The sequence below is a fragment of the Corynebacterium sp. 5QC2CO genome, from assembly GCF_024580435.1.
Lineage (GTDB): Bacteria > Actinomycetota > Actinomycetes > Mycobacteriales > Mycobacteriaceae > Corynebacterium > Corynebacterium jeikeium_D.
This window is the reverse complement of the sequence record NZ_JANIKI010000006.1, coordinates 1-20,243: the sequence shown is the minus strand read 5'-3', so window position 1 is coordinate 20,243 and position 20,243 is coordinate 1. Positions and strand designations below refer to the sequence as shown.

Here is a 20,243-nt window from a genome sequence, read left to right as displayed (position 1 = left end):
CAGAATTTTAGAACGTATTTCCAGAATTCTATTGACAGTTTTTCAAACAGGTGTACGATTTGGGTTGTAGGGAAAATTTGTAAGCGAAAGTTCTTTGTCTGGTGCACAGAAGTCGGCGGGACTGGTTGAAACAGCCTCCCCCACGCTTCTCTCCACCACAGAACTCAATCTTCAATTCTCCGGCGGACACGTAGTAATCAGGGGGATAACCAATGTCATCGCCGCCCACAGAACTTCCAGTACCAGGTCAAAAGCCCTCATGGGCCAACCAGCAATCCGACGATCCCATTAGCATCGCGGCCCGTGCCATCAACGCCGCCGACCTTCAACTCATCGATATCTGCGATCCCGGTGACGAAGTCGACGTCAATCACCATCTCGCCCGCATAAGCATTCGAACCGGCCTTAGCCGCGGCAAGTGCTCTACGCTGTGCGAAATTGCGCTGATGTTCGAACGCCTACCAAAAGTCCGGGCTCTCATCGAATCCACCTTCTGTTTCTCGTTAGCCCATCTCCGCGCCATCGCCAATGGCGTTGCCGGGCTGTCACCAGACCAGTTCGACACGGTAGAGCCCCATCTTTTGGAAATGCTCACTCCGACGCGCCCTCGACAAGCAATGATTGGTGTCTACACGCTGTCTCGCCTAATCGGTGACTTGGTTTCTGAGTACAACGACTGCGCCCGCAACGACGGCACCCAACGGGTTCCCGAGGGCGAAGCAGTTGCACTCGCCGACACGGGCGATGGCAAGCACAAAAAGGTCACAGCAATCCTTGAAAACGACCGCGCGACCGAGCTCATGGCAAGAATCCAGGGGATTCGCAACACCGCAATCAATCGCGGTGAACAGTGCACGCAGGCGGAAGCGCTACTACAGCTGGCACAGAAATCGACCAATGCCGAGATTGTCATCAATGTCTACCGCGAGGTCGGCGGTGGGCCAGCATGGATTGATGGCGTCGGCTGGTTGAGCGAGGTAGCCACCGAAGAATGGCTTGCCCGCGCAACTCACATCCGTATCTCCGCCGACAGCAAGGTGGATGGTTACCGCCCCACCGAGAGCCAGGTGGCTCGCGTCCGCGGTCGCGACGGTACCTGTCGCTTCCCCGGCTGCGACGTCCTGGCATCCAAGTGCGACCTGGACCATATTCAGCCGTACAACCACGACAATCCCGAGCAGGGCGGGCCGACTGACACGGAGAATCTGCACTGTCTCTGCCGCCGACACCACAACCTAAAAACGCACGAGGGCTGGGACATCGATCGGTTCCCTGATGGAACGGAAGTGTGGACTTCCCGTGATGGAGACACCGCGACCAGCGTTCCGGTTGGGCCGCTAAAGAACGTCGGCAAGCAAACTTTTCATCAGCGCGTAACACGGAAGATGAAGACGATTCAGAAACGCAACCTCGATTGGATGTTGTCATGTTGCGACGTACCTGACGAGGTCTGGGAGCTAACAGAGGAGGAAGAAAAACGCATCGAGTCCCTCACGGATGAAGAACTCGATGCGGAGATTGAGCAGTACCGACGAAAGCAGGACGAACTACTCGACGGTGACTGACTTGGCCAGGTTGCGCGGCTTATCGATGTCCTCGTTACCGCACTGGCGAGCGATCTCAGCTGCCAGGAACTGCATCGGAATCGTAGACAACAGCGGCTGGAGCAGCGTGGACGTCTCCGGGATTTCAATCAGGTAGTTCGCAAAAGGAACCACCGACTGATCCCCTTCTTCGGCAATCACGATGGTCTTGGCACCTCGGGCTCGAATCTCCTGGATGTTGGAGACAATCTTGGAGTGCAGCACGGCGCGCCCCTTCGGCGATGGCACTACGACGACGACCGGAAGATTATCCTCGATGAGTGCAATTGGGCCATGCTTGAGCTCGCCTGCCGGGAACCCCTCTGCGTGAATGTAGGCAAGCTCCTTGAGCTTCAGCGCACCCTCAAGTGCGACTGGGAAACCAACGTGACGGCCGAGGAAGAGCATCGTCGGAATAGCACCGATTTCCTTGGCCATGTCGATGAACTCATCGCCCTTAGCGACGACCTTGTCAATCAGTGCCGGGATGGTCTCCAGCTCTTCAAACTCGCGAGTGACCTCATCCGGGTACTTAGTGCCGCGCGCCTGGGCCAGAGCCAATCCGACCAGGTAGTTTGCGGCTACCTGCGCCAGGAACGACTTGGTTGCAGCAACACCGATCTCCGGGCCGGCGTGCGTATAGAGCACGGCGTCAGACTCACGCGGAATCTGTGCACCGTTGGTGTTACAGACAGCCAGCACGCGGGCGCCCTGGCTCTTTGCGTGTCGCACGGCCTCAAGGGTGTCCGCAGTCTCACCCGACTGCGAAATAGCGACCACCAGCGTCTGGCGGTCCAGCACCGGATCGCGGTAGCGGAACTCGGACGCGACCTCAATCTCGACCGGGATGCGAACCCAGTGCTCAATGGCGTACTTGGCCAACAAACCAGAGTGGTATGCGGTACCACAGGCGACGACGAAGACCTTCTCGATGTCACGCAGATCTTGGTCACTCAGGCGGGACTCGTCGAGAACGATGCGGCCGTCAACGAGGTGACCGGCCAACGTATCGCGGACGGCGGCAGCCTGCTCGTGGATTTCCTTCATCATGAAGGAGTCATAGCCACCCTTTTCGGCTGCGGCGAGATCCCAGTCGATGGTGAATGGTCGACCCTGCTGCTCATTGCCGGCGAAATCCAGGATGCGGTAATCATCTGCGGTGATGATGACGACGTTGTCCTGCCCCAGCTCCACGGCCTCGCGGGTGTGCGCGATGAAAGCCGCAACATCGGAGCCGAGGAACATTTCGTTTTCGCCCACACCGACAATCAGCGGAGTGGAGCGACGAGCAGCGATGATGCGATCCGGGTGGTCTGCATGAGTAAACAGCAGCGTGAAAGCACCCTCGAGGCGGTTGAGCACGGACAGCGCTGAGGTCTCGAAATCACCAGCGGTAGATCCGCCGTCGGAACCGTCCAGGGCACGGGCGAGCATGTGCGCGGCGACCTCGGAGTCGGTTTCGGACTTCAGCTCAATGCCGGCATCCTCCAGCTCCTGACGTAGCGGAGCAAAGTTCTCGATAATGCCGTTGTGGACGATAGCCACCTTGCCGTCATAGGACTGGTGTGGGTGGGCATTCTCATCAATTGGGCGACCGTGGGTAGCCCAGCGGGTGTGCCCAATTCCGGTGGTTCCAGTGATTTTGTCGCGCCCATCCGCATCAAGGGCAGCCTCGAGGTTGGCGAGTTTACCGGCCTTCTTCTCTACAGTGATATGCCCCTGATCGTCGACAATGGCAACACCCGCGGAGTCATAGCCACGGTATTCCATGCGTCGTAGCGCATCGACAGCAATATCCAGGGCGGGCTGATGGCCCACATATCCAACGATTCCACACATGCCCTACAGAATAACCCGCGAAGCGGAAAATCGTCATAACGAAATAGACATTCTCGCTCATCCTGGCACTTTTTCAGCAAAGGTATGCACCTTATAGTTAAGCTATTCACTGTGGCTGACAACTTGAAGACTCTGACATCTAATCTTTCCAAGCGTGGACCGCACCGCGTCATGGTCGGTGATCTCGCTTTTACTGGCCTGCCGGGAAAGGTCTACACGCCTGCCGAGGGCAATGGCATCCCCGGTATCGCCTTCGCACACGATTGGCGCACACCGATTGAGGAGTACCACGCCACGCTGCGTCACCTAGCTTCGTGGGGCATCGCGGTCGCTGCTCCGGACACCGAAAATGGCATCGTGGCAGACCACCGTGGTCTCGCCAACGATTTGGAGACAGCGCTCCAGATTCTCGCTGGTGTCCGCCTCGGAGAGGGCAAGGTCGTCGTCCACCCGAAGAAACTCGGCGTTGCCGGCCACGGCATGGGCGCAGGTGTAGCCGTCCTCGCCGCTGCTGGTCACGACCTCATCTCCGGCGTTGGCTGCGTCTTCCCCGCAACTACCGCGCCTTCCTCCAGCGCCGCTGCAACTAATGTCTCGGCCCCGGGCCTCGTCCTGGCTCCTGGCGAGGATCAGTGGCTCGATCGCGGTAACCCGGCTCGCCTGGCTGTTCAGTGGAAGGGCGATGTCGTTTACCGCGAAGTAGACAAGGCTGACCAGGGCAGCTTCTCGGAAACAACTCTTCTCCGTCGTCTAGCGGGCTTCTCTTCCTCCAAGGTGAAGTACCAGGAGGTCGCGCGCGCCGCACTCACAGGCTTCCTGCTGGCCACGGTCGGTGACGACAAGAAGTACTCGGATTTCGCAGACCCGACCGCCACTATCAAGGGCACAACTAACCGCGATATGGAGTGGCTCATCAAGGAGCTGCCGGAAAACCCGGAGCACTCGCTGATTCCCGGCAAGTAGTCACTAGGCCACGCTTCAGGACACGCCCCGAATCGACTTCACCGTCGGCGTCCCTTTCCCCGCCCGCCCGAACAACCGCGTAACGGTTCCCTTCGGTCGGGCGGTTTTTTGTTGCTTTTCGACGCCCGCCGCCACCTCCCTCTCCTTAATTTCGCGTGCTTTACGACGCTCTTCCAAACCCTGCAATTCTTTCTGTGCCCTCTGTATCGCCGTATCGAACTCCTGCCGGGTCATTGCAGCAGCGTCGTAATAGGCCTGCCCAATCCGGTCATATTTCGCGGAATCCTTACTCCCCATTACCACTCACCTGCCGTCGGCGAATTGACCGCGCCCACAAGCTCCTGGGCGTTGGGCTGCTCAGGGGGTTCGGGCACAGCTGAAGCAGATTCCTGCACTGATGCTGCCGAATCCTGGGCTGGTTCTGGCTGCGGCTCTGCTTGCTGTTCTGCTTGTGTTTCTGCTTGTGGTTCTGGCTGCGGCTCCTGTGGCAGCTCGATTCCCAGGTGCTTTAGTTTCTCAGCCGGAGGAGGCGGTTCTGGCGCATCTTCTGGTTCTGGTTGAGGTTCGGGCTCGGGTTCTGGTTCGGGCTTGGGCTCGGGTTCCGGCACACAGTCCTCCGGCGCAGGAACTGGTGCTGGTGCTGGCGCAGGTGCCTGTTCGCACACTGACTCTTCCGTCTCCGTGCACATGTCCAAGTTGAGCAGTGAGGACGCGACACTGCCTGCAACCCCGACAGCCCCCGCAATTCCAGCGACACTGGCCGCCCCGGCAGCGCCAATGGCATCTCCAAGGGACATCCCAGCAGCAACGCCTGCCTCTATCCCAATATCAACGTTGGCAACGACCCCAATTCCACCAGCGGTAGCACCGTTGCCACCGGTTACAGTAGCTCCTTCGCCACTCACAGACTCAGCCACCTCTGCACAGGCCGCCGAAGTAGCACCCGAACTGGCAGGGACAGTAGGAGGCTGCGGCGGGGTGGCGACCACCGCGGCCTCAGTGTCACACGCTGCCTGCTCAAGACACTGCTCGATGCAGGTATTACGCGCATCGTAGAGCTGACCAGTGGAGTCGACGAGACTGTTACACACCTGCTGGGCCACTTGTGCGGCTTCGGCGCCGACCTCCGGATCGTCGACAAGCGCTTCGCACTGAGAGAGGACGCCGTCGGTTTGCTCAGCCATATCTTCGGCCTGCTTTTCACAATCCTCGAGGACCTCGTCGACTTTCTTGCCGCACTCGCCGACACTCTGCGCGCCATCGGCGGACTGCTGATCCTGATTCGCACAATCCTGCGCGGCTTTTTCGCAGCGCTCCTTGGCTGCGTCGGCGGCATCGCCTTTCAAACCGCCCCAATCGAAAGCCATACCAATAGTTATCGCGGAGGCTATCAACCCTACTGAGTTGGAGAACTTGGATAGGGCGCTGCCCTTCCAGCCGTCAGCGCGTCGCACCTTATCCAAGACTTTGGGCAGATTCTTGCCGATGCCGCCGACCCCGCGCTTGGCTCCAATACGGCTTCCACGGCCAATAACACGCACCAATATCGGAAGGATTCGAGCAACCCATGGCATCAGTCCACTACCTCAATTCCCCCGAGGTCCGCACTCCCGTCGCTGTCACAGCCGGCGAAGACACGCCACTGTTCCCGTACTGCCGGAGCATGATTGCCAAGTCCCGCGTACATCGATTGTCCGTGCTCACGCAGTCGCGCTGCCGCCTGCTGCAAACGATGCCCCTGGGTGGCAAAACCCTGGCCACAGTCTGCTGCGGAAATATCGGGAGCGCTTCCCCACCGCTCATGGCCGTCACGGCCGCGTTGCTCGATCTCTCGAGCAGCCGCTGTCACTGCATCTTCCGAAAAGTGCAGCAAGCCTCCGCCACTGCCTCCAGTAAAACGTGCGGACACGAAAAATCCCCTTCCCCGCGAAAAAACAGTTCTTATTACTGTTAGGCGCGAAAAAAGGGGATTCGGTTCCGTTGAGGTACTAGGGCGGGTGCCCCCGGGGGCTAACGAGCGCGGTAGATGCGCTTACACCCCTCAACACCGGTGAAACTGAATGGTCCGGTGCCAATCAGGGCGTCGTCTCCCAGGTTGGAGTACTCACCCGGATCTTCATGTGTCACCTGAGCGTGGCGGTAGTAGGTCGGATCATCGAGCTTTATGCGTTCGTCCAGTTCACGGGCATTATTCGCGGCGCGCAGCTGGGACTCGTAACCCTCGACCACATTGCCGGTGAGGAACTCAGCAACCGAGCCCGAGCCATAGGAGACAACAGCGACCTTCTTGCCAGCCAGGTCCTTCTCGGTATCCAGCAGCGACAGCAGGCCGAAGTAGGCCGATGCTGTGTAGGAGTTACCGATGATGCGGTTGTACTTGGTGGTTGGGCCGAGCTGGCGGGCCTCATCCTCTGCGGTGAGCTCCACACCGTTATTGGCCGAAAGCTGCCGGTGCGCCTTGTAGGCCATCTTGGTAAATGGCTGGTGGTAGCTGAAGTAGTCAATCTCGCTGAAGTCCACACCACCGCGGGCACGGTAGTCCTCGTAAGCACCCTGAACAGCATCGATGTAAGCGCTAATAGAGAGCTTGCCCTCCACCAACGCCTGGCTGCGGTGGTTCGGACGCCAGAAGTCCATAACTTCGCGGGTGAAGACACCCGAAGCCGCATCGATAGCCAGGATGCGCGGATTAGCGGTCACCAGCATGGCTACAGCACCTGCGCCCTGGGTTGGCTCCGCAGCGGAGTCCAGGTCATAGCGGGCGATGTCGGAGGCGACAACGATGACCTTCTCCTCCGGATTGCGGGCCACCAGAGCGCACGCGAACTGCAGCGCCGCAGTGCCGGAGTAACACGCCTGCTTCAGCTCAACAGAGCGCGCGTGCGGGTCAAGACCGACCAACTCGTGGACATAGACAGCAGCGGCCTTCGACTGGTCGATACCGGTCTCAGTGGCGAACATAATGGTACGCACGCCGTCGATACCGTGGCGGTCGACGATTTTCTTCACCGCGGCCGCGGCCATCGTCACCGGATCTTCATCAGAGGCAACCACACTGGAACGTTCCTGCCCCAGGCCCTTGTGGTACTTTGCCGGTTCCGCTCCGAGTCGGGGCGCAATATCGGCGAGGTCAATGCAGTACGAACCCGTCGCAAAGGCGATGTCATCAATACCGATCGGGGTCACATTGCTTGTTGTCATCAAAACCGTGCCTTCACTACCTCTACAGATTTTTAAGAAATCACGGGCAACGAAACATCCCCCATGTCATCAGAGCAGTCATCAGAGCGGCCATCAGAGCACGGGATATTTTGCCCACAAAATGTTAATTGCCTACTACAGAAATCTAGCGCGTCTACCTGAGATTTGTCTTAGGTTTTGCGAATTGTCGCAAACGACTATTCACAAACCGCTACTTCGCACGCTCGATAGAAACGTGCGCCTCCATCAGCTCACCCGGGTTCGTCTGTGCCGCGAGCAGGGAAAGCTCACCGCACCAGACGATTGCCGCGCAGCACGCTGCTAGACGACGGGCATTCTCGCCCGGCTCACGGTCCTCCTTGCAGCCCAGCGCCGTGAGATTCTTCTCCACGAAGTCCAAGCCCTTGCCGTTGCCCACGGAACCGACGATCAAATGTGGCAAGGTGCAGCTAAAGCGCACGGAGCCGTCGTCAAGCGCCTCTACCTGCGTCAGCCCCTGCGAGCCTTCGACGATATTCGCAGCGTCCTGACCGGTAGCGAGGTAAAAGCCCAGCAGCATATTCGCGTAGTGAGCATTACCGCTGCGCAGCGAACCGGCCATGATGGAGCCGACGAGGTTCTTGCGCTCGTTGAGCTCGGCCAGGCGCTTGGCAGTTGTGCGCAGACGCTCGCGGACAACCGGCTCCGGAATGACGGCCTCGGCGATCACGTACTTACCGCGGCCCAAAATGCCATTGACGGCGGAAGTCTTCTTATCGGTGCAGTAGTTGCCCGAGATAGAGCCATAGCCCAACTCTGGCATCTGCTCCATCAGGTAGGACATCAAACGCTCAGACGCCAGCGTGGCCATGTTGTGGCCCGAGGCGTCACCGGAGAAGAAGTCAAAGCGGACAAAGAGCAGACGCGATGCGATCTGGAAGTGAATATCTACCAGCTTGGCAAAACGCGAGGAAGACTCCACAACCTTCTTCAGCTCGTCATAACGAGACAGGATGTTGTCGCGCGCAACGACGGCATCAGCTGCCGAATCGAGAGTGAAAATCACCGAGCGGGTCATCTTCTCGCCGACGAAAGTGCAGGTAATGCCACCTTCGATCATGCGGGAGACCTTCGCACCGCGACCACACGACGGCCACAGCGGGGTCTCATAAGTCGCCAGCGGAATCTTCACCTCGTCATTCATGACGTTGCCACTAATCCGCACCGGGCCAATCCAGCTCAGTGGTACGTGTGCATATTCCAGGTCGTGCGAGCTCTTTTCAGCCATTGTCCTAAGCGACCCTTTCTAGCTGCATGCAGCTTCGGTTCCCAGCTTCTGTAAATTTCAGCTGTCTTAAATTCTACGGTCAAAAAACTGTGGTCAAAGTTGAGCGGCCAGCTTCAGCGGCAACGGCCGGATGCCAGCTGCTTGCCAGCGCGCGGTGATGTCCGCGGCAGTCTCCTCGGCATCGGCACCATTTGAGACTCCCACCAGCGCGATTCCACAGTCACCACCACCGGAGCCACTGCTCTTGCCGGCGGCTCCCGCGCAATCGGCGATGTCGGCGAGCGCTTTCAGTTTCTCCGTCTCGATGCACACAGCACGCTCACGCTCATAGTCCTGCAGCAGCGTCCGATTCTCACGCAGGCAGGCAAACGCCGCTGTGTGGTCGCCGTCGGCAAGCGCCTGCCAGAGTCTTTCGCTTATCGACGAGACCCCGCGCACAAAATCACGGTCTGCGCCACCGGCCTTCTTCAACTGCGAGTCCGTCTTCACCGGACTGCCCGTCCAGCCGACCAACAGTTGTAGCCCACCGAGGTCGGCACGGGCATCAATGCGAAGATTCGGCCACGGTGCCGCCACGGCAGCGACAGGATCAGCCGCCACGAGCTCTGCGAGCGCCGTCGGATTCGGCCGGCGATAGAGCACCACCCCACCGTGCGCGGAGCACGCGATATCGCCGCCGGAACCAGCCGCACCAGCCAGAAGCGTGGCCACCATCGCAATCTTGTACACGTCCAGCGAATCGAGCTCCAGACCCAGATGCGCTCCCAGCGCACGGGTCACAGCCACAGCGACAGCCCCGGAGGACCCCAGGCCATACTTTGCACCGCTGTCGGCGTCATCGAGGTCTGACTCAATGACGATATTGATGGGGCTCTCTGGGGTGTTTTCCAGCTCGCCCGCAGCAATGCGATAGACCAGGGAAATAGTCTGGGTAGCGATGTCATTTGGCGCATCGATATCAATGACGCGTCCCTGCGGGCCGTAATAGCTGGAGTACACGCGAGAGACCGGCTGCGATGGGTCGGCATCGCGGCACCGAACTGTCACATAGCGGTCGACACCTGCGATGACGGCCAGCCCCTCGACATCCATCACCGCATATTCGCCGGTGAGGTACAGCTTGCCGCAGCCACAGCCGATGGACTCGCCTTCGATAGGTCCGCCTTTAGCGTTGCTCAACTACTCCCCCAGCTACACCAGGTATGCGCCAGGGCCGGAGCCGGAAACCAGCACGTCAATATCCTCGAACTCTGCGCGGAAACGATCCGCGATGGTCTCGGCATCGCCGCTGCGGCACAGCACCTTCACGTTCGGCCCGGCATCCATGGTGGCGTAGCACTCGGTGCCCTCGTCACGCAGCGTAGCGACGAGATCGAGAGCCGCCACCGAATCCGGATTCCAGTACCGCACCGGAGGAAGAGCCCCCAGCATAGTGGCGTGCATGCGCATGGCATTGGCCTCGGCAAGCTCGCCGACCGCAGTGAAGTCCGCAGCGGCAATGGCGGCCTTCATGTCCTCGATATCACGGGGCACCTGCTCCACCCAGGCCGGGAAGAACGGTGATGTCTCGACCGTGCGACGCATGGCGGCACGGCTGTCAATCTTCTTGCGCCCCGGGGCCAAAACCGCCACGACCAGGGAGAGATCCAGGCCGGAATCCGGCAGAGCCACTGCGTGGCTGGAAGCATCGTCATCGCCGGGCAGCCACTCAACGAGGCCGCCGAAAATAGAGCGACAGGCCGAGCCCGAACCGCGACGGGCCAGAGCCGAGAGCTGTTCCGGGGTGTAGTCCAGGCCGTAGGCCTTCGCCGCGGCCAGCGCGAGAGCGCCAAAACCCGACGCGGACGAAGCCAGACCCGCACCCGTCGGAATCTCGTTGGTGCTGGTCACCTCTGCGAAGCTAGTGCTGCCCGCACGCTCGCGGACCAAATCCAAAAACTTCTGGACACGGGAGAGGTCCTTACCCACCATCTCCTGGCCGTTCAGAGTGCCCGAGTCGGCGGTGACGCTGGGATCGTCGATAAGCGACACCGTGGTCGTCGTCGGAGCGATGCCCAGAGTAAGGGACAGCGAACCTGTGGCCGGTAGCTGCACGGCCTCATCGCGCTTGCCCCAGTATTTAATCAGGGCGATGTTGGGATGAGCGACGGCGGTAGCGGTCGTGGTCACGAGGGATTTACCTCCACAGTCCAAGTAGCAACGGCATTGGCGCCCATCATGGCATGGCTAATCAGTTCCGCGTGATCGGCGGACTCTGCCAGCGCCATCACACAGCCACCGCAGCCGGCACCAGTGAGCTTTGCCCCGTGGGCACCTGCCAGACGGGCGGCAGTGACGAGATCGGTAATGGACTCATGCCCAACACCTAGTTCCTCTAGCGCTTCCTGCGCCGAGTCCATGCGATGTCCCAGACGGGCAAAATCGCCCTTAGCCAGGTTGTGCACCGCGCCATCGGCCAGCTGCCCCAAGTGGTCCAGCAACTCTTGGCCGTGGACTCGGTGGGAATCGACGAAACCACGCACGCGGGCAACGGCCAGCGACGTCGAACCACGCACACCGGTATCCCCCAGCACCAGCCACATCTTCTTGGCCACCTTCAGCGGATGGAACTCACCCTGCTTGAAGTAAACCGGACGCGATGCGCGGGCAACCGTGGCATCCAGGCCAGAGGGGTTACCGTGCGCCAGACGCTCAGCTTCCTGCACCAGGTCAAAGCGCTGACGCTCGGTCAAAGTGCCATCGGCGAGGTCACGCACTGCGTCGATAAGCGCATGTGCCACTGCGGCAGAACCACCCAGCCCTGCAGCGGGTGGGATACCGGAGCGGAGACGAACCAGCAGGTCGCGTTCGGGAATACCGAAGGTGCGCAGGCCAGCGCGGAGTGCAGCGGCGATAGAGGCAAAGCGCTCCGGCAGCTCATCGATGTCAATGACCTCGCCGTCCATGGAAAACAGGACTGGAGAATCCTCCACGCGGTCAATCCACGCCATCGTGCGCAGCGACGTCACCGGCAGCGCGATAGCCGGCTTGCCGTAGACGACAGAGTGCTCGCCCAACAAAATCGACTTGGCATGGCCTTCACCGAATGCGGCACCCTGTTCATTGGCCAGGGCATAGAACTCCCCGGTCTCCAATTCCTCGGACTTGTCGAGGCCAAAGTCGTCGACGCTGGCGTTTTCTACGCTGGTCACGAAGCTACACATCCTTTTCCGAAACCGACTGCGCGGCAGCCTGCGCCTCCGCTGGGCCATGGATACCCGGCACACCCGCAATGTCGAAACCGTACTTGGAGAACTTCTCCGCCCCAACACCCCAGACGTGGTTAAACCACTCCGTCATCGGTTCGTTCGCGCGACGTTCTGCGAGTTCCTGCGGAGTCACGTACACCACTTCATCGACCTCATCGGGGTTGATATCCACCGACTTCGGATCGACGATGCCGGCGTACACGTGGTTGTACTCGTGCTCCGCCAATCCCGAACGATCATCGATGACCTGGTAGATAACAATGCCGATTTCCTCCAACTGGGAGACATCCGCACCGAGCTCTTCCTTCGCACGACGCTCAACGGCATCGGCCACCGGCTCCCCCGGCAGTGGGTGCGAGCAGGTCGCATTCGTCAGTAGCAGTGGTGAGTGATACTTCGACTCCGCACGGCGCTGCAGCAGCATGCGTCCCTGCTCATCGAAGAGGAAAAGAGAAAAAGCACGGTGCAAAATTCCCGGTGGAACGTGTGCTTCAAGCTTGCCGACGGTACCGAGAACCCGACCGTCACGATCGACCACCTCTACCTGGATGTCGGCTTCACCCGGGGCAAAGCGGGCTTTAATGTCCTCTGGCACGTCATTCATTTCCACACTCCTGACTCTAGACTGCGGCCACAACCGCAGCTAACTCCCCGGCAATCTTGCGGGCCGATTCCGCATCGGCGGCCTCCACCATGACACGGAAGAGCTCCTCGGTGCCGGACGGGCGCAACAGCACGCGACCGGTGGAACCCAGCTTCTCCTCGGCTGCATCGATGGCGGCCTTGACCTCATCAGACTCCAGAATTGCGGCCTTGTTGGACACCGGCACGTTGATAAGAGTCTGCGGCAGCACCTTCATTACGGAGGCCAGCTCAGCCAGAGACTTACCGGTGCGTGCCATCCGCGCCATGAGGTACAGACCCGTGAGGGTGCCGTCACCAGTGGTGGCATGATCCGGAATGACCACGTGCCCCGACTGCTCACCGCCGAGCGAGTAACCGCCAGCGTTCAAATCAGCCAGCACATAGCGGTCGCCGACCTTGGTGGTACGCAGGGCGATATCGTTTTCCTCCATCGCCAGCTTGAGGCCGAGGTTACTCATCACAGTGGCCACCAGCGTGTTGTGGTGCAGTAGCCCCTCTTCCTTCATGGCGACGGCCAGGATGGCCATGATTTGGTCACCATCGACGATGTTGCCCTGCGAGTCCACAGCCAGGCAGCGGTCGGCATCGCCATCGTGAGCCAGCCCCAGATCCGCGCCGTGCTCCAGCACTGCCGCGCGCAAAACCTCAATGTGGGTGGAACCGCAGTTGTCGTTGATGTTGTAGGAGTTCGGCTTGTCATGAATAGCGACGACGTCGGCACCGGCGGCCGCGTACGCCATGGGGGCGGCCTGCGAAGCAGCACCATTTGCACAATCCACCACGACGCGAATGCCGTCGAGCTTGGTGCTGACCGCACGGGAGAGGTGGAACAGGTAGCGGTCGAGCCCGTCTGGGGCCTCCTCGATGACACGACCCACTCCGGTGCCCGTGGGGCCGGTCTCCGGCAGGTTGTGGAGAGCGTGTTCGATTTCCTTCTCCACCGCGTCGTCAAGCTTGGTGCCGCCCGCGGCGAAGAACTTGATGCCGTTGTCCGGCATGGGGTTGTGAGAAGCCGAAATCATCACACCCATGTCGGCACCGTAGTCGTCGGTGAGGAAAGCGACAGCCGGAGTGGGCAGCACGCCGACACGCAAAACGTCGACGCTCTGGGAAGCCATGCCGGCAGACAGCGCTGCGGCGAGCATCTCACCGGAAACACGCGGATCGCGGCCAACAATGGCCAGGGGACGACGCCCCGACGGATTCGTGCCGCTAGTCAGCACAGTGGCCGCAGCAGCACCCAGCCGCATTGCCAGCGGTGCGGTCAGAGTCTTATTCGCCAACCCGCGGACGCCATCAGTTCCGAAAAGACGTGCCATTGTTGCTAGACCACTCCTTGGGGGTTTTATGAGTTTTGGTATCGCGGACTATTGCATTGTCAATGCTGTATTACTTTAGCCGGTCGCGCAGGCGAATCCAGACTAGCCACAGGACACAATTGGCTGCGGGTCATAAACCGTAGTCTGAGTTTCACGCGATATTTCCGCGCCCGAGAGGTCCCGAATGACGCGTGTATCGGAAGTGGTGAAGCCCTGCGCACCCGACGACGGCTGGCAAGAGCTGCCACTGACCTGCATACGCTGTGGTTGCGTGTATGCCCAACGGCCACCATTGATGGACTCAACGTTGACCTTCTTAACACCCTTGATGCGCACAGTGACGTCGGAGCCAGTAGTAACGGCCTCGATGAGAATCGGAGTGTCGGAACTGTTCTTAAACGCTAGGTCGATTGCGCCCTCGTACACCGTCGCCTCACGGCCGGCCGGGTAACGCGAAATGTAGTAACTGTGCGGAGTGTGCGCGACATCCTCCATGCCCGCAAAGTACGAAGCATTGTACAAAGTGGTAGCGAACTGGCTAATGCCACCGCCGACAGCCTTATCCGCATGGCCGTTGAGGATGATGCCCGACTCGACAAAACCCTGCGCAGTACCGCGCGGACCCGTGTAGCCGTTCAGGCTGAATGTATCGCCCGGCGCCACGAATGCGCCGTTGACCATCTGCGACACCAGGGCAATGTTTGTTCCCGATGCCGAGCTGAAGCCACCGGTGGTGAACTCACCAATGACATCATCGAAGGTGGCACTTTCCGCTTGTTCGGTGGTGTAGGTGGCGGGCTTGTCCTCGTAGACCGCATCGAACTCGCGCTTATCCGTCGAAGTCACACGCTCGGCGAAGTCCTTCATAGTTTCATCCCACTTCACGGCTACGCCATCAACCGAGGGGACCACTTCACGCGAACCACCGCTGAAGCGTATCGACGCATTGCGCTTATCAACCTCGGAAGCAGCCAGCCCCTCCTCGAGGATCTCGCGTGCGCGGTCGACATTAATATCGGCGGCCAATCCGCCGTCGCGCGGCACAAAGCTGATGATTTCAGCCATGCGCTCCGGCGGAATTACACCATCTTTGCCATCACGGCCCTTGGCAACAATGGGGCCCGACACCGCATCGGCGGCCTCTCCCTCAGCTGCCTCACGGACCTGCTCCTCACCGATAGCCGGGTCGTGCGCGGTGGTCTCTACATCGATACCCTCCGGCGACAACCACTTGGCGGCCAAATCCCCGCTGACCGCATTGCGGTCGACATCTTGGCCGATGACCGGTGGAGTTGTTTCCACGCGGCCGTCGACAAGCTTGACCTCACCATCGACGGGAGCAATAGTCAGTTCGCCGACGAGACGGTCGACCTGCGGCTCGAACTTAGAGCTATCGATATCGCTGACCAAATCCAGCTCACGGGTAGTAAAGAAACTGCGCACCCAGGTAACTGGGTTCGCCGTCTGCTTACCCGCCTGCGCGACCGTCTTCTCCCAGTCGATGCTCAGCCCCGCCTCCTCGGGCAGAACCTCCGCCGTGCGTTCGCCGGCACGAAACGCCACTGGATGAGTGGAAAGATCACCGAGCTGCTCTTCGAGCTTCGCCTCAGCGTGATTCGCGCTCAGCGTGCTGATGTCAATACCCGCAACGGTAGACCCGCGCGGGACATGGTCCTTGTTCAGCACGTAATCGACAGCGTAAAACACACCGAAGAGCGCGAAGATACCGAGGACGATGCCGAGGAAAATCTTTAATCCACGGTGACTGGAGGAAGACTTTTGTTTGGCCACAGCCACTTACTTTACCGTGGAAACACTACTAACTAGATTTTTATTAGATTCCGCAGGTGTCCGGAATGCGTTTCTTGTTCTTCGCATACTGCTGGAAAGCATCGACCACGGCATTGGCATAGACCTCGGCGCCATCGGGGGTCGGGTGGATAAGGTCCGCGCGCAGCTTGGACAAATCATCACGCACACCATGGCACCAGTCAGCCACATAGACATTGTCGCGCTTCTTTGCCGCGTCGAGGACTTCCCTCTCCGACTGCGGCATCCACACACGATCACCGTACGGGTTGATTAGGACAATGATGCGGTCTTCACCCAGCGAATCGAGGATCTCATCCAACAGGTGTTCGTCCGATGCCGCAGCCGACTGATTGATACCAAGACCCAGAACGACGAATGGATCGAGCGTACCCGCCGCCTTCATACTGGCGATAATCTCCGGCGCAGCCGGATAACCACGGGAAACAGCCGCATCGATATAGATACCGGGCAGCTTCTCTTCCAACGCGGACGCCGAGGCGAGCATCACAGAGTCGCCGATAGCGGTGATCTGGTCACCACGCGGCATAACGCGCTTAGCCAACTCGGCTTCCTCCGCCTTCTGAGCCTGCGCACGGCGCTCAGCTGCCTCCTGTAGCTGCGCCTCCAGACGTGTCATCTTCGGCGCCGTAGCCATTCCCACAACTGCACCAACCACGACGACCAGCGCCAGCCCTGCTGCAACGCGCGGCTTCCAGGAACCGGCAAACTGCGTGCCCGAAAACTGCGCCATCCAACGGCGGTAACCCATCCGGCGAATTGGCGATTCCACATTCTTGTATGACCAGTTCGCCAAAAGCAGCGATAGCGCAATACCTGCGCAGGCAGCGAGGTTCTCATACTGCATGGCCTCACTGCGCTCCAGCAGTTCACGGATGAGCACGATGACCGGCCAGTGCCACAGGTACAGCGAGAAAGAAATCTTTCCCAGCCAGCACAGTGGCTTGAACTCAAAAATCTGACGCACGGGTGAGACACCGCGAACGACAAGATAGAGAATCGCCACCGACAGCAACGAGGCGAACACCAACCCACCGCGGTAAGTCGCCGACGCGGTATCCGACATCATCAGCAGAACCAACGAAAGGAAGATCAGAGGCAGCGAGGCCACTACGAAAGCTTGGGCGGAACTGCCAAAGAAGTCCCGCAGGAGGGGTTCTGTGCGTGGCCAGGAGTCCGCCTCTGCGCGTGACGACGTCGATGTCAACCACAATGCGAGGGCCGCGCCAAACAGGAGTCCAAAGGCGTGAGTATCGGTACCGTAGTAGACCCTCGTGGGGTCGACCTTCGGATCGTAGAGCGAGACCATCCACACGAAAGAAGCAACCGCCCCAATGCCCGCCACTGCTGCCAGCTTGCGAGATGCCAGCTTCAAGGCGAGAAGAGCCACAAAGATCAATGGCCAGAGCAAGTAGAACTGCTCCTCCACCGACAGTGACCAGTAGTGCGCTAACAGCTGCACTCCGGAATCCGCGAAATAGGACTGAGAGCCCGCAATCTGCGTCCAGTTATTGACGAAAAAGACCGTGCCGAGAAACTGCGCCGACAAGCCAACAGCGGGATCCCCGCCGACCAGACCTGCGACGGCGATGGAAATAAACAACACGAACATCGCAGCCGGAGCGATGCGGCGCAGCCGGCGGAGCCAGAAATCCTTCAGATCGATGCGCCCAGTGACCGCGCGTTCGCGCACCAGAAGCGAGGTGATAAGAAACCCGGAGAGCACGAAGAAGATATCCACACCGATGTAGCCACCGGGTAGCACATTGTCGAAGTAGTGGTAAATCACCACTGTGGCAACGGCCAGACCGCGCAGCCCATCAATGCCTGGTACGCGTCGAATGCGGAAGGGATGCTTCGCCACCGACGACGAGCTAGAGGAGCCCTTCGCGTCGGAGGTCTTGGTGGCTGTGGTGCTCACCGCCATACGGTTTCCTTCTTCCCATCGCATATCAATCGCACCGCGAAAAAAGATTCTCGTGGCGGTTTTTAACGGATAAAAGTCTAACGTACGGGGCTTGTCCCAAAAATGCAGCCATGGCTGGTCACAGCGGAATCTAACCAAAAAAGCACCTCGGTTTGCGTGTAATACGCAAATCGAGGTGCTTTTCGAAGCAGTAAAGCTTAACGCTTGGAGTACTGCGGTGCGCGGCGGGCCTTGTGCAGACCGGCCTTCTTGCGCTCGACAGCACGAGCGTCGCGGGTGAGGAAGCCAGCCTTCTTGAGAACGCTGCGCTCCTCCGGGTTGAACTCGTTCAGGGCACGAGCGATAGCCAGGCGCAGAGCACCGGCCTGACCAGACGGGCCACCACCGTTGATGTTGGCCTTGATATCGAACTGGCTGTCGCGCTCAACCAGGACCAGCGGGTCCTTGATTTCCTGCTGGTGCAGCTTGTTCGGGAAGTAGTCCTCGAGCTCACGACCGTTGCAGACAATCTTGCCGGAGCCGGCGGTCAGAACGACGCGGGCGACAGCGCGCTTACGACGACCGACGGTCTGAATCGGACGATCCAGGGTCAGCGGTGCAGCCGGAGCAGCCTCAGCCTCGGTCTCGGTAGCAACTGCGTCGCCGATGGAAGAGGTGAACTCTTCGGTGGCAGCAGCAGCGGCAGCCTGAACATCATCGTAGGAAGCCTCGGTGGCCTCTACGTTCTGGTTCTCATTGACGTCCTGTGGGTTGGTCACTGTGCCACCGCCTTGATCTCGTAGTTTTCAGGCTTCTGACCGGCGAACGGGTGCTCGGAACCGGCGAAGACGTGCAGCTTCTTGATGGACGCACGCGAAAGCTTGTTGTGCGGCATCATGCCCTCAATAGCCTCAGCGATGACGCGCTCCGGGTGAACCTCGAGGGAACGACCCAGGGTCATCGACTTCAGACCGCCCGGGAAGCCCGAGTGGCGGTAGCGCATCTCACGTTCCCGCTTGTTAGAGGAGACGTGCACCTTATCGGCATTGATGATGATGACGTGGTCACCGCAGTCGACGTTAGGGGCGAAGTAAGCCTTGCCCTTACCGCGCAGCAAGTCTGCGGCGTGAGTAGCCAGACGGCCGAGAACAACGTCGGTAGCGTCGATGACGTACCACTTGCGCTCGATGTCACCGTCCTTCGGATGGAAAGTAGACAACATGACTCCTTTTAGGGTCCGTGTAGATTTGCCAGCCACCGTGCACACTGTTGTTATTCCCCGGCGGCCGGTGGAGACCCGAGGCAACATTCACGTGTGCGCACACAGTTTGGCTACTTTACCTTGAGATGGCGTTAGAACAAAAAATGCCAAAGCCAGTCTCAGCCGAAAACTGCTGAGACTGGCCTTTCCCCCCCCCGGAGTGCTGCTAGCAAGAATACTTCAAAGACAGATACCTAATTGAGAACCTCAATTGAGCAATGTCCTCCCCCCTCCCCCGGTTACATAGCTCAATAAAAAGGACCTGAATCAGGATCCTAACTATCCCCAGCTAGCTGCCGCGCGGCGGTTAATATCCGCCATTCGCTGGCTACCTGCGCTGACCGTATCCGCGATAGTCGTGAGAATCATATTGAGCTCCTCCGCTGCTGTGTCCCATTCGCGCTGAGCCTCCTGGTAAGAATCCGACGATTCACCCTCCCACGTAGAGACCATCGGCGCGATGCGCTTCTTCAAATCTCCGAGCAGCCCGTTGATGGTGCCAGAAGTGGACCGAATGTCATCGGCAGCACCGTCGATGCCGCCGAAGCTGTACCTAATTGGTTGCATTAAGAACCCTTTCCCCAAAAGGTGATGTGTGTTGTGTGATTCAGTGTTGTGGTTGTGCGATTCGACAAAACGTTTAGAGGTTCAGCAACGACGCACCCGCTGCTGCCACCTGCTTGAACGACGACGCCCCCTCGTCCTCGCCCGCATCGAAGCTGCTGGAATTTGCGCGGATGTTATCCGCGATATCCGTCAGAGCATTGGATAGACGCATAGCTGCGTCATCCCAACGAAGCATCAGATCATCGAAGCTGTCTTTAGCCTGGCCCTTCCATTCCCCCGCCAGACCGTCCACGACGCCTCGAATGCGACCCAGCTCGCCCTGTACTTCCGAGTTGACGCCATCGACGTCCCCCGCGGTAGTGGTCATTTGATCTGATTCGGCTGCAAATAGGTTTGCCACTGTTTCCCCCTTATTCGTGTTGAGTGACTGATTAACGACGGCATTTTTACCTCCCCGCGCGAGCCAGCCAGCTTCCCGCGTTAAAAACCCGTCATATTGTTTGGCGCGAAAAACCCCGATTCGGTTCCATTTTGGTTTTCCGACCTTTACCCCTGCCTACCCCCCCCCCTGTCTCTTATACAAATCTGACGCTGCCAACGGAAGCCCTGTTTCA

At 59.5% G+C, this 20,243-nt stretch carries 19 protein-coding genes; 2 read left to right on the top strand and 17 right to left on the bottom strand.

What is annotated here, in order from left to right:
- Positions 1-212: 212 nt before the first annotated feature.
- Positions 213-1,565, top strand: coding sequence for an HNH endonuclease signature motif containing protein (locus NQ014_RS06410; protein ID WP_257074354.1), 1,353 nt, complete (start codon positions 213-215; stop codon positions 1,563-1,565).
- On the opposite strand, the gene glmS is transcribed toward NQ014_RS06410, so the two are convergent.
- Positions 1,548-3,422: a glutamine--fructose-6-phosphate transaminase (isomerizing) gene (gene glmS / locus NQ014_RS06405; RefSeq protein WP_257074353.1), complete on the bottom strand. Its 1,875-nt coding sequence runs from the start codon at positions 3,420-3,422 to the stop codon at positions 1,548-1,550. The genes NQ014_RS06410 and glmS overlap by 18 nt on opposite strands.
- Positions 3,423-3,533: 111 nt before the next feature.
- Here glmS and NQ014_RS06400 point away from each other — a divergent pair, with 111 nt between their 5' ends.
- A complete protein-coding gene (locus NQ014_RS06400) occupies positions 3,534-4,385 on the top strand; it encodes a dienelactone hydrolase family protein (RefSeq protein WP_049169967.1) in 852 nt (283 codons plus the stop codon).
- A gap of 15 nt (positions 4,386-4,400) precedes the next feature.
- Here NQ014_RS06400 and NQ014_RS06395 read toward each other — a convergent pair whose 3' ends face one another.
- The 16 genes from NQ014_RS06395 to NQ014_RS06320 all read right to left on the bottom strand — a co-directional run bounded on the left by NQ014_RS06395 (position 4,401) and on the right by NQ014_RS06320 (position 20,029).
- A complete protein-coding gene (locus NQ014_RS06395; RefSeq protein ID WP_257074352.1) occupies positions 4,401-4,682 on the bottom strand; it encodes a hypothetical protein in 282 nt (93 codons plus the stop codon).
- Entirely contained in the window at positions 4,682-5,959 is a 1,278-nt protein-coding gene (locus NQ014_RS06390; protein ID WP_257074350.1) for a hypothetical protein, read from the bottom strand. The genes NQ014_RS06395 and NQ014_RS06390 overlap by 1 nt, the downstream gene beginning before the upstream one ends.
- Positions 5,959-6,294 carry a hypothetical protein gene (locus tag NQ014_RS06385; protein WP_257074349.1) on the bottom strand — a complete coding sequence of 112 codons (336 nt, stop codon included), beginning with the start codon at positions 6,292-6,294 and terminating at the stop codon, positions 5,959-5,961. Before NQ014_RS06385 ends, NQ014_RS06390 begins: the two co-directional genes overlap by 1 nt.
- A gap of 101 nt (positions 6,295-6,395) precedes the next feature.
- Positions 6,396-7,586, bottom strand: a complete 1,191-nt coding sequence (locus NQ014_RS06380) for a hydroxymethylglutaryl-CoA synthase (protein ID WP_257074346.1) — start codon at positions 7,584-7,586, stop codon at positions 6,396-6,398.
- A gap of 211 nt (positions 7,587-7,797) precedes the next feature.
- A complete protein-coding gene (locus tag NQ014_RS06375) occupies positions 7,798-8,853 on the bottom strand; it encodes a hydroxymethylglutaryl-CoA reductase (RefSeq protein WP_070831092.1) in 1,056 nt (351 codons plus the stop codon).
- 93 nt (positions 8,854-8,946) lie between these two features.
- Complete coding sequence (locus NQ014_RS06370) at positions 8,947-10,032, bottom strand: phosphomevalonate kinase (RefSeq protein WP_257074342.1); 1,086 nt, start codon at positions 10,030-10,032, stop codon at positions 8,947-8,949.
- Between the two features lie 12 nt (positions 10,033-10,044).
- Positions 10,045-11,022: a diphosphomevalonate decarboxylase gene (mvaD, locus tag NQ014_RS06365; RefSeq protein ID WP_048731502.1), complete on the bottom strand. Its 978-nt coding sequence runs from the start codon at positions 11,020-11,022 to the stop codon at positions 10,045-10,047.
- Positions 11,019-12,044, bottom strand: a complete 1,026-nt coding sequence (mvk, locus tag NQ014_RS06360) for a mevalonate kinase (RefSeq protein ID WP_101687816.1) — start codon at positions 12,042-12,044, stop codon at positions 11,019-11,021. Before mvk ends, mvaD begins: the two co-directional genes overlap by 4 nt.
- A 4-nt stretch (positions 12,045-12,048) precedes the next feature.
- Complete coding sequence (idi, locus tag NQ014_RS06355) at positions 12,049-12,705, bottom strand: isopentenyl-diphosphate Delta-isomerase (RefSeq protein WP_257074340.1); 657 nt, start codon at positions 12,703-12,705, stop codon at positions 12,049-12,051.
- A gap of 16 nt (positions 12,706-12,721) precedes the next feature.
- A complete protein-coding gene (gene glmM / locus NQ014_RS06350; protein ID WP_257074339.1) occupies positions 12,722-14,065 on the bottom strand; it encodes a phosphoglucosamine mutase in 1,344 nt (447 codons plus the stop codon).
- Positions 14,066-14,167: 102 nt separating this feature from the next.
- Positions 14,168-15,856, bottom strand: a complete 1,689-nt coding sequence (locus tag NQ014_RS06345; RefSeq protein ID WP_257074338.1) for a VanW family protein — start codon at positions 15,854-15,856, stop codon at positions 14,168-14,170.
- 43 nt (positions 15,857-15,899) lie between these two features.
- Entirely contained in the window at positions 15,900-17,822 is a 1,923-nt protein-coding gene (locus NQ014_RS06340; RefSeq protein WP_257074337.1) for an acyltransferase family protein, read from the bottom strand.
- Between the two features lie 197 nt (positions 17,823-18,019).
- On the bottom strand, positions 18,020-18,580 hold the full coding sequence (gene rpsI, locus NQ014_RS06335; protein WP_070851210.1) for a 30S ribosomal protein S9: 561 nt from the start codon (positions 18,578-18,580) through the stop codon (positions 18,020-18,022).
- Entirely contained in the window at positions 18,577-19,020 is a 444-nt protein-coding gene (gene rplM, locus NQ014_RS06330; RefSeq protein ID WP_005509852.1) for a 50S ribosomal protein L13, read from the bottom strand. Before rplM ends, rpsI begins: the two co-directional genes overlap by 4 nt.
- A 321-nt stretch (positions 19,021-19,341) precedes the next feature.
- Positions 19,342-19,629 carry a WXG100 family type VII secretion target gene (locus NQ014_RS06325; protein ID WP_005509924.1) on the bottom strand — a complete coding sequence of 96 codons (288 nt, stop codon included), beginning with the start codon at positions 19,627-19,629 and terminating at the stop codon, positions 19,342-19,344.
- Between the two features lie 73 nt (positions 19,630-19,702).
- Complete coding sequence (locus NQ014_RS06320) at positions 19,703-20,029, bottom strand: WXG100 family type VII secretion target (RefSeq protein WP_005510029.1); 327 nt, start codon at positions 20,027-20,029, stop codon at positions 19,703-19,705.
- Between the last annotated feature and the right edge of the window lie 214 nt (positions 20,030-20,243).

What these genes read in the sequence shown, in the direction of transcription:
- NQ014_RS06325 (WP_005509924.1), bottom strand. Translation starts at nt 19,629, where the DNA reads ATGCAACCAATTAGGTACAGCTTCGGCGGCATCGACGGTGCTGCCGAT.
- NQ014_RS06410 (WP_257074354.1), top strand. Translation starts at nt 213, where the DNA reads ATGTCATCGCCGCCCACAGAACTTCCAGTACCAGGTCAAAAGCCCTCA.
- NQ014_RS06390 (WP_257074350.1), bottom strand. Translation starts at nt 5,959, where the DNA reads ATGCCATGGGTTGCTCGAATCCTTCCGATATTGGTGCGTGTTATTGGC.
- NQ014_RS06340 (WP_257074337.1), bottom strand. Translation starts at nt 17,822, where the DNA reads ATGGCGGTGAGCACCACAGCCACCAAGACCTCCGACGCGAAGGGCTCC.
- glmM (WP_257074339.1), bottom strand. Translation starts at nt 14,065, where the DNA reads ATGGCACGTCTTTTCGGAACTGATGGCGTCCGCGGGTTGGCGAATAAG.
- idi (WP_257074340.1), bottom strand. Translation starts at nt 12,705, where the DNA reads ATGAATGACGTGCCAGAGGACATTAAAGCCCGCTTTGCCCCGGGTGAA.
- NQ014_RS06395 (WP_257074352.1), bottom strand. Translation starts at nt 4,682, where the DNA reads ATGGGGAGTAAGGATTCCGCGAAATATGACCGGATTGGGCAGGCCTAT.
- NQ014_RS06375 (WP_070831092.1), bottom strand. Translation starts at nt 8,853, where the DNA reads ATGGCTGAAAAGAGCTCGCACGACCTGGAATATGCACACGTACCACTG.
- glmS (WP_257074353.1), bottom strand. Translation starts at nt 3,422, where the DNA reads ATGTGTGGAATCGTTGGATATGTGGGCCATCAGCCCGCCCTGGATATT.
- NQ014_RS06380 (WP_257074346.1), bottom strand. Translation starts at nt 7,586, where the DNA reads ATGACAACAAGCAATGTGACCCCGATCGGTATTGATGACATCGCCTTT.